The organism is Acidovorax soli (genome assembly GCF_900107605.1).
Classification (GTDB): Bacteria; Pseudomonadota; Gammaproteobacteria; order Burkholderiales; family Burkholderiaceae_C; genus Acidovorax; species Acidovorax soli.
On sequence record NZ_FNQJ01000039.1, the window covers coordinates 19,839 to 27,641 of the forward strand.

7 protein-coding genes are annotated in these 7,803 nt (G+C 64.1%); all 7 read left to right on the top strand.

Going from position 1 to position 7,803, the window contains the following annotated elements; translation table 11 throughout:
* The first annotated feature begins 4 nt into the window (after window positions 1–4).
* Window positions 5–1,012, top strand: a complete 1,008-nt coding sequence (locus tag BLW02_RS17375; RefSeq protein WP_092700863.1) for a Tim44 domain-containing protein — start codon at window positions 5–7, stop codon at window positions 1,010–1,012.
* 39 nt (window positions 1,013–1,051) lie between these two features.
* Window positions 1,052–1,657, top strand: a complete 606-nt coding sequence (locus BLW02_RS17380) for a hypothetical protein (protein ID WP_092700866.1) — start codon at window positions 1,052–1,054, stop codon at window positions 1,655–1,657.
* Window positions 1,654–3,219, top strand: coding sequence for a ubiquinone biosynthesis regulatory protein kinase UbiB (ubiB, locus tag BLW02_RS17385; RefSeq protein WP_092700869.1), 1,566 nt, complete (start codon window positions 1,654–1,656; stop codon window positions 3,217–3,219). Before BLW02_RS17380 ends, ubiB begins: the two co-directional genes overlap by 4 nt.
* A gap of 63 nt (window positions 3,220–3,282) precedes the next feature.
* Window positions 3,283–4,728: a high affinity choline transporter 1 gene (locus tag BLW02_RS17390; protein WP_092700872.1), complete on the top strand. Its 1,446-nt coding sequence runs from the start codon at window positions 3,283–3,285 to the stop codon at window positions 4,726–4,728.
* A 70-nt stretch (window positions 4,729–4,798) separates the two neighbouring features.
* Complete coding sequence (locus BLW02_RS17395) at window positions 4,799–5,146, top strand: FmdB family zinc ribbon protein (RefSeq protein ID WP_092700875.1); 348 nt, start codon at window positions 4,799–4,801, stop codon at window positions 5,144–5,146.
* A gap of 8 nt (window positions 5,147–5,154) precedes the next feature.
* Entirely contained in the window at window positions 5,155–5,781 is a 627-nt protein-coding gene (locus tag BLW02_RS17400; protein ID WP_026437179.1) for a DUF502 domain-containing protein, read from the top strand.
* A gap of 40 nt (window positions 5,782–5,821) precedes the next feature.
* Entirely contained in the window at window positions 5,822–7,636 is a 1,815-nt protein-coding gene (gene aspS / locus BLW02_RS17405; protein WP_092700878.1) for an aspartate--tRNA ligase, read from the top strand.
* Window positions 7,637–7,803: the final 167 nt, after the last annotated feature.

Genomic DNA, 7,803 nt, shown 5'->3' on the forward strand with positions numbered 1-7,803 from the left:
AATCATGATGAAACTGTGGTCTGTGGTGTTGGTGGCGATGCTGGCGTTTGCGCATGCCGATGCGGACGCCCGCCGCATGGGTGGTGGCAAATCGGTGGGCAAGCAGTCCAGCAACGTGACCCAGCGCGAGTCGGCCACGCCGCCTGCAACGCCGGGCGCACCGGCGCAGACGGCCACCAACACAACGGCTGCCAAGCCGGCTGCCTCCGCGGCACCGGCCGCAGCCGCCAAGAAACCCTGGGGCGCCATGCTGGGCGGCCTGGCTGCCGGCCTGGGGCTTGCCTGGCTCGCCAGCTCCCTGGGTTTGGGTGAAGGCTTCGGCAATATCCTGATGATTGCCTTGTTGGCCATGGCCGCTTTCGCCGTCTTCAAGATGGTGATGCGCGCCCGCAGCGGCGGTGGAGCTGGCGCCGTGGCTGGCGGGGCTCCGTTTGCCTTCCAGGGTGCCGGTGCCGCAACGCCTGCAGCAGCGCAAGTGCCCCCCCAGTACAGCCCCGACAAGGTGGGTAACGATGCCTCGGCCCGGCCTTGGGAGCGCGGCGGCATGGCGTTCGATGCCTCGCGGCAACAGCAGGGCACGGGCACGATGATCGGCTCGGCTCTTTCGGGTTCGCAAAACTGGGGCATTCCAGAGGGATTCGACACCGACGGCTTCCTCACGGCGGCCAAGCGCAATTTCGTCACGCTGCAGGCCGCGTGGGACCGCTCCGACATCGCCACGCTGCGCTCGATGATGACCGACGGCATGCTCGATGAAATTCGCACCCAGCTGACCGAGCGCGAATCGCACCGGGGCGACCAGCCCAACCATACCGATGTGGTCATGATCGATGCCCAGCTGCTGGGCATCGAGGAACTGGACGACGGCTACATGGCCAGCGTGGAGTTCTCGGGCATGATCCGCGAAGAACCCTCGGCCGGGCCCAGCCCCTTCCGCGAGGTCTGGAACATGACCAAGGCCAAGACCGGCGCCAGCGGCTGGCTGGTGGCGGGCGTGCAAGCACTGCAGTAAAGCGTCAGGGCTTCCCGGTTCAGGGAATAATCGGGGACTATGGCAACACAGTCCCCTTTTTCATTTCTGGATGGTCTCCTTGACCGCGTGGCCGCCGGCCCGCAGCCACCGCAGTGGCTGGTGCACGAGGTGCAGCAGCGCCTGGTCCTGTTTCTCAACCATGTGTTGATGCAGGAAAAGGAGGCCATGGACCGCCTGGTGCGCCAGCGCGGCCGCGTGGCGCGCGTGCAGTGGCGCGCGTATTCGATGGCTTTGCTGGTCACGCCGGCGGGCTTGTTCAATCTGGCACACGAAGGTGCAGCCCCCGATCTGCAGCTGGAACTGACCGAGCCCTCTCCCCTGGCACTGGCCAGCGTGGCGCTGCGGGGCGACAAGCCGGCCATCCGCATCGAGGGCGATGTGCAGCTGGCGGCCGAGATCAACTGGCTGGTCGATCATGTCCGCTGGGATATCGAAGAAGATGTGGCGCGCCTGATTGGCGATGCGCCCGCGCACGCGCTGGGCCAGGTGGTTCGCAAGGCAGCGCTGGCGTTGCGCCAGTTCGTGGGCACGCGCATGGCGCCCATGGCCAGCACCCCGGCACCGGCCGCTGCCACGCCTGCGCCCGCGTCACCGCCGGGCCATGCTGACCGGACCGCTCCATGAGCCGTTTTTTGCGGGGTGCCACCATCGTCTGGGTGGTGTTCCGGTATGGGCTGGATGGCTTGGTGCTGGACAGCTTCCAGAAGCCCTGGCTGCGCTGGCTGTCGCGCCTGCTTTCGGTCGGCCGTAATCTGGATGCGCCGCGCGGCCAGCGCCTGCGCGAAGCGCTGGAGCGGCTGGGGCCCATCTTCGTCAAGTTTGGCCAGGTGCTTTCGACCCGGCGCGACCTGCTGCCCGCCGACATGGCCGACGAGTTGGCGCGCCTGCAAGACCGCGTGCCGCCTTTCGATCCAGCCATCGCCATGGCCACCATCGAGCGCGCGTTCCGCCGGCCGGTGGACGAGGTGTTCGTGGCATTCGATCGCACGCCGGTGGCCAGCGCGTCGATTGCCCAGGTGCATTTCGCCACCCTGCGCGACCGCGCAGGCGTCGAGCGCGAGGTGGCCGTCAAGGTGCTGCGCCCGGGCATGCTGCCGGTGATCGAGAAAGACCTGGGCCTCATGCGCATGATGGCGGGCTGGGTGGAGGGCCTGTCGGCCGACGGCAAGCGCCTCAAGCCCCGCGAGGTGGTGGCCGAGTTCGACAACTACCTGCACGACGAGTTGGACCTGGTGCGCGAGGCGGCCAACGCCGCGCAATTGCGCCGCAACATGGCTGGCCTGGATCTGGTGCTGATCCCGGAAATCTTCTGGGATTTCTGCCATCCCGAGGTCATGGTGATGCAGCGCATGAATGGCGTACCCATCAGCCAGGTCGAGCGTCTGCGCGACGCGGGGGTCGATATCCCGAAATTGGCCCGCGATGGCGTCACGATCTTTTTCACCCAGGTGTTTCGCGACGGCTTCTTTCATGCCGACATGCACCCGGGCAACATCCAGGTGAGCCTGGAGCCGGCCACATTCGGGCGCTATATCTCGCTCGATTTCGGCATCGTGGGCACCCTGACCGAATCCGACAAGGAATACCTGGCGCAGAACTTCGTGGCCTTCTTCCGCCGCGACTACAAGCGTGTGGCCGAGCTGCACATCGAAAGCGGCTGGGTGCCGCGGGAAACCCGCGTCAACGACCTCGAATCGGCCATCCGCGCCGTGTGCGAGCCGTATTTCGATCGGCCACTCAAGGAAATCTCGCTGGGCATGGTGCTGATGCGCCTGTTCCAGACGTCCCGGCGCTTTCAGGTCGAAATCCAGCCCCAGCTCGTGCTGCTGCAAAAGACCCTGCTCAACATCGAGGGCCTGGGCCGCCAGCTCGATCCGGAACTCGATCTCTGGAGCACCGCCAAACCCTTCCTGGAAAAGTGGATGCTCGAGCAGATGGGCCCGCAGCGCCTGTGGCGCGAACTGCGGGCCGAGGCGCCGCACTATGCCAAGCTGGTTCCAGAGCTGCCGCGCCTGCTGTATGACTATCTGAGCCGGCGGCCGGCAGAGTCGCACGGTGCCTTGCGCGATTTGCTGGAGGCGCAAAAGCGCACCAACCGCCTGTTGCAAAGCATCATCTACGGTGGCCTGGGCTTTGTGCTGGGGCTGCTGGTGATGCAGCTGATGGTCAGGGTCCGGTTGTTCTGACGCGGACGGGGTCCGTTTCCTTTTTCTTTTTTTCCTACTGTTCGCGACATCGAGGAGCATGCCGTGCTGTTGACCCTGGTTATCGTCTATCTCCTGATCACCATCGCCATTGGCCTGGTGGCTGCCAAGCGGGTCAAGAACGCCGCCGATTTTGCGATTGCCGGGCGCCACCTGCCGCTGTACATGATCGTCACTACCACGTTTGCCACCTGGTTTGGTTCGGAGACGGTGCTGGGGATCCCGGCCAAGTTCATCGAGGGCGGACTGGGCAATGTGGTCGAAGACCCCTTCGGGGCGGGGTTCTGCCTGATTCTGGTGGGGCTGTTCTTTGCGGGCAAGCTCTACCGCATGACGCTGCTGACCATCAGCGACTATTACCGCGAGCGCTATGGCCGCGCGGTGGAGGTCGTGTGCTCGCTGATCATCATGCTGAGCTACCTGGGCTGGGTTTCGGCCCAGGTCACCGCCTTGGGACTGGTGTTCAATCTGCTGTCCGGCGGTGCCATCAGCATCCCCATCGGCATGACGATCGGGGTGGTGTCCATCCTGGCCTACACGCTGTTCGGCGGCATGTGGTCGGTGGCCGTGACGGACTTCATCCAGATGATCATCCTGGTGGTGGGGTTGATGGTGATCGCCGTGTTTGCCGGCAACATGGCCGGCGGGGCCGACAAGGTCATCGAACTGGCCGCGAGCCGCGACTTGTTCCGCTTTCTGCCGGAACCTCAATTCCACGACATCGTGTTCTTCATCGCGGCCGGCATCACGATGATGTTTGGCTCGATCCCCCAGCAGGACGTCTTTCAGCGCGTGATGTCGGCCAACAACATCCGGGCCGCCACGCGCGGCCCCGTGATTGGTGGCATCTGCTACATCCTGTTTGCCTTTGTCCCGATGTTTCTGGTGGCCAGTGCGCTCCTCATCATGCCCGCCGAGACCGCAGCGCTGCTCAAGGACGACCCGCAAAAGGTGCTGCCCACGCTGGTGCTGAACAAGATGCCCTTTGTCATGCAGGTGCTCTTTTTTGGCGCGCTGCTGTCGGCACTCAAGTCCACCGCGTCGGCCACCCTGCTGGCGCCCAGCGTGACGTTTACCGAGAACATCTGGCGCCAGTTCCGTCCGCATGCCTCCGACAGGCAGCATTTGCGCACCATGCGCATCACCACGCTGGTGTTCAGCGGCCTGGTGCTGGCCTATGCCATCCGCATGGAGGGCACTTCCATCTATGAGCTGGTCTCCGGCGCCTACCAGGTGCCGCTGGTCGGCGCCTTTGTGCCGCTGGTGTTTGGCCTGTACTGGAAGCGGGCCACCACCCAGGGGGCGGTTTTTGCCATCGTGCTGGGCCTGCTGACCTGGCTGCTGTTTCTGGCAACTCCGGCCGGCCAGGTGTTTCCGGCGCAGCTGGCCGGTTTGCTGGCAGCGCTGGCGGGCATGCTGGCGGGCTCGCTGGGCCCGCAGGCCGTGCGCAACAGCCATGCCGGGCACCATCGCATGGTGGGAGTGGAATGAGCCAGGGGTGTTGAAGAAAGCGCTGCCGCCTATAATTGAAGGTTTTGCACTTTCCCCCAACACTCTCGTCATGCCTATATACGCCTACAAATGCGGCTCCTGCGGCCATGCCAAGGATGTGCTGCAAAAAATCTCGGACCCTCAGCTCACGGTGTGCCCCGCGTGCGGCGCCGAAACCTTCTCCAAGCAGGTGACGGCCGCAGGTTTCCAGCTCAAGGGCTCCGGCTGGTATGTGACGGATTTTCGGGGTGGCAACAGTGGCACCTCTGCCCCCGCCACCGATGCGAAGGGCGATGGCCAGGGTGCCGCTGGTGCTTCGGCTTCCGCGCCCGCCGCAGCCGATACCGGTGCCGCCAGGAAAGAGGCTGCCAGTGCAGCCCCGGCCACCACGGCTGCCAGCGCCACCACTACTGACTGAGTCCTTCAATGTCCGCTTTGCGCAAATGGCTGTTCACCGGCCTGCTGGTGATTGTTCCGGGGGTGATCACCATCGCGGTGCTCAACTGGATCGTGGGCACACTCGACCAGACCCTGCAGATCCTGCCCGGTGCCTGGCAACCCGACAAGCTGCTGGGATTCCATATCCCGGGCTTTGGCGTGCTGCTGACCCTGCTGATCCTGCTGGTGGTGGGGGCGACGGCCAGCAACTTCGCCGGGCGCAAGCTGGTGCAATGGGGCGATGCGCTGGTCAGTCGCATTCCGGTGGTGCGATCCATCTATTCGAGCGTCAAGCAGGTCTCCGACACGCTGTTTTCCGAAAGCGGAAACGCCTTTCGCACCGCCGTGCTGGTGCAATGGCCCCGTGAAGGGGTCTGGACCGTCGCCTTCGTCACGGGCACTCCCAGCGGCGAAGTGGCGGCGTATCTGCGCGATGAGTTCGTCAGCGTGTATGTGCCCACCACCCCCAATCCCACCGGTGGGTATTTCGTGATGGTGCGCAAGAGCGACTGCGTCGAACTCGACATGAGCGTGGATGCAGCGCTCAAATACATTATTTCGATGGGCGTGGTCGCTCCGTCCGACCCCGCCCTTGCCCCTGTCTCCTCCAAGTGAGTCTCTCTTAATGCGCCACAGCGGCGCTGGAAGTTTTGCCATGGCCATGCGTTCCCACTATTGCGGTCTTGTGACCGAAGCCCTCCTGGGCCAAACCGTCACCCTGTCGGGCTGGGTCAACCGCCGCCGCGACCATGGCGGTGTGATCTTCATCGACCTGCGCGACCGCGAAGGCTCGGTGCAGGTGGTCTGCGACCCCGACCGCGCCGAGATGTTCAAGACCGCTGAAGGCGTGCGCAACGAATTCTGCGTGCAGGTCAAGGGCCTCGTGCGTGCGCGCCCCGAGGGCACGACCAATGACAACCTCCAGAGCGGCAAGATCGAGGTGCTGTGCCACGAGCTGAACGTGCTCAACCCCTCGGTCACGCCCCCGTTCCAGATCGACGAGGAAAACCTGTCGGAGACCACGCGCCTCACGCACCGTGTGCTCGATCTGCGCCGCCCCTACATGCAGAACAACCTGATGCTGCGCTACCGCGTGTCCATGGAAGTGCGCAAGTTCCTCGATGCCAACGGCTTCATCGACATCGAAACCCCCATGCTCACCAAGAGCACGCCCGAAGGCGCACGCGACTACCTCGTGCCCAGCCGCGTGCATGACGGGCATTTCTTTGCGCTGCCCCAGTCGCCCCAGCTGTTCAAGCAGCTGCTGATGGTGGCGGGTTTTGACCGCTACTACCAGATCACCAAGTGCTTCCGCGACGAAGACCTGCGCGCTGACCGCCAACCCGAGTTCACGCAGATCGATATCGAGACCTCGTTCATGGACGAGCAGGAAATCCGCGACCTGTTCCAGGGCATGATCAAGACGGTGTTCCAGAACACGCTGGGCGTGGACCTGGGCGAATTCCCCGTCATGACCTACCAGGACGCGGCCCACCGCTTTGGCTCCGACAAGCCCGACCTGCGCGTCAAGCTCGAATTCACCGAGCTGACCGACGTGATGAAGGACGTGGACTTCAAGGTGTTCTCGGGCGCGGCCAACATGAAGAACGGCCGCGTCGTGGCCTTGCGCGTACCCGGCGGCTCCCAAGAGAACGGCGGCATCAGCCGCGGCGAGATCGACGCCTACACCGAATTCGTCAAGATCTACGGTGCCAAGGGCCTGGCCTACATTCGCGTCAACGAGCTGGCCAAGGGTCGCGATGGTCTGCAGTCACCCATCGTGAAGAACATCCACGATGTGGCTCTGGCGGAAGTCCTCAAGCGCACCGGCGCACAAGACGGTGACCTGATCTTCTTCGGTGCCGACAAGGAAAAGATCGTCAACGACGCCATCGGCGCGCTGCGCATCAAGATCGGCCACAGCGAGTTCGGCAAGAAGAACGGCCTGTTTGACGACCGCTGGGCGCCGCTGTGGGTGGTGGACTTCCCCATGTTCGAGCACGACGAGGAAAACGACCGCTGGGTTGCCGTGCACCATCCCTTCACCGCCCCCAAGGACGGCCATGAGGACTACATGGTCACCGCGCCCGAGAAGTGCATTTCCAAGGGCTACGACATGGTGCTCAACGGCTGGGAAATGGGTGGCGGCTCCGTCCGTATCCACCGCGCCGACGTGCAGCAAAAAGTGTTTGATGCCCTCAAGATCACGCCCGAGGAAGCGCAGCAGAAGTTCGGCTTCCTGCTCGACGCCCTGCAGTACGGCGCGCCACCGCACGGTGGCCTGGCCTTTGGCCTGGACCGCATCGTCACGCTGATGACCGGTGCCGAGTCGATCCGCGACGTGATCGCCTTCCCCAAGACCCAGCGCGCCCAGTGCCTGCTGACCCAGGCGCCATCCGTCGTCGATGAAAAGCAGCTGCGCGAACTGCACATCCGCCTGCGCAACCCCGATGCCGTGAAAGCGGACTGATCGCACCATGCCCTCGGGCAGAATCAAGGGCGCCTTCGGGCCAATGCCAGTCAGTTAAGCCCTGACTGGCATTTTTTTTGGTGGGTACTTGCTGCGTGTCGATCGCTTGACCTCGCGCGGGAAGCTTCGATCAGGTCGTCGAGGCGGAAGCACGAAGTAGTGAGCCT

Excerpts from the sequence above, each read along its gene's own strand:
- BLW02_RS17395 (WP_092700875.1), top strand. The coding sequence starts at position 4,799 with ATGCCTATATACGCCTACAAATGCGGCTCCTGCGGCCATGCCAAGGAT.
- ubiB (WP_092700869.1), top strand. The coding sequence starts at position 1,654 with ATGAGCCGTTTTTTGCGGGGTGCCACCATCGTCTGGGTGGTGTTCCGG.
- aspS (WP_092700878.1), top strand. The coding sequence starts at position 5,822 with ATGGCCATGCGTTCCCACTATTGCGGTCTTGTGACCGAAGCCCTCCTG.
- BLW02_RS17400 (WP_026437179.1), top strand. The coding sequence starts at position 5,155 with ATGTCCGCTTTGCGCAAATGGCTGTTCACCGGCCTGCTGGTGATTGTT.
- BLW02_RS17375 (WP_092700863.1), top strand. The coding sequence starts at position 5 with ATGATGAAACTGTGGTCTGTGGTGTTGGTGGCGATGCTGGCGTTTGCG.
- BLW02_RS17380 (WP_092700866.1), top strand. The coding sequence starts at position 1,052 with ATGGCAACACAGTCCCCTTTTTCATTTCTGGATGGTCTCCTTGACCGC.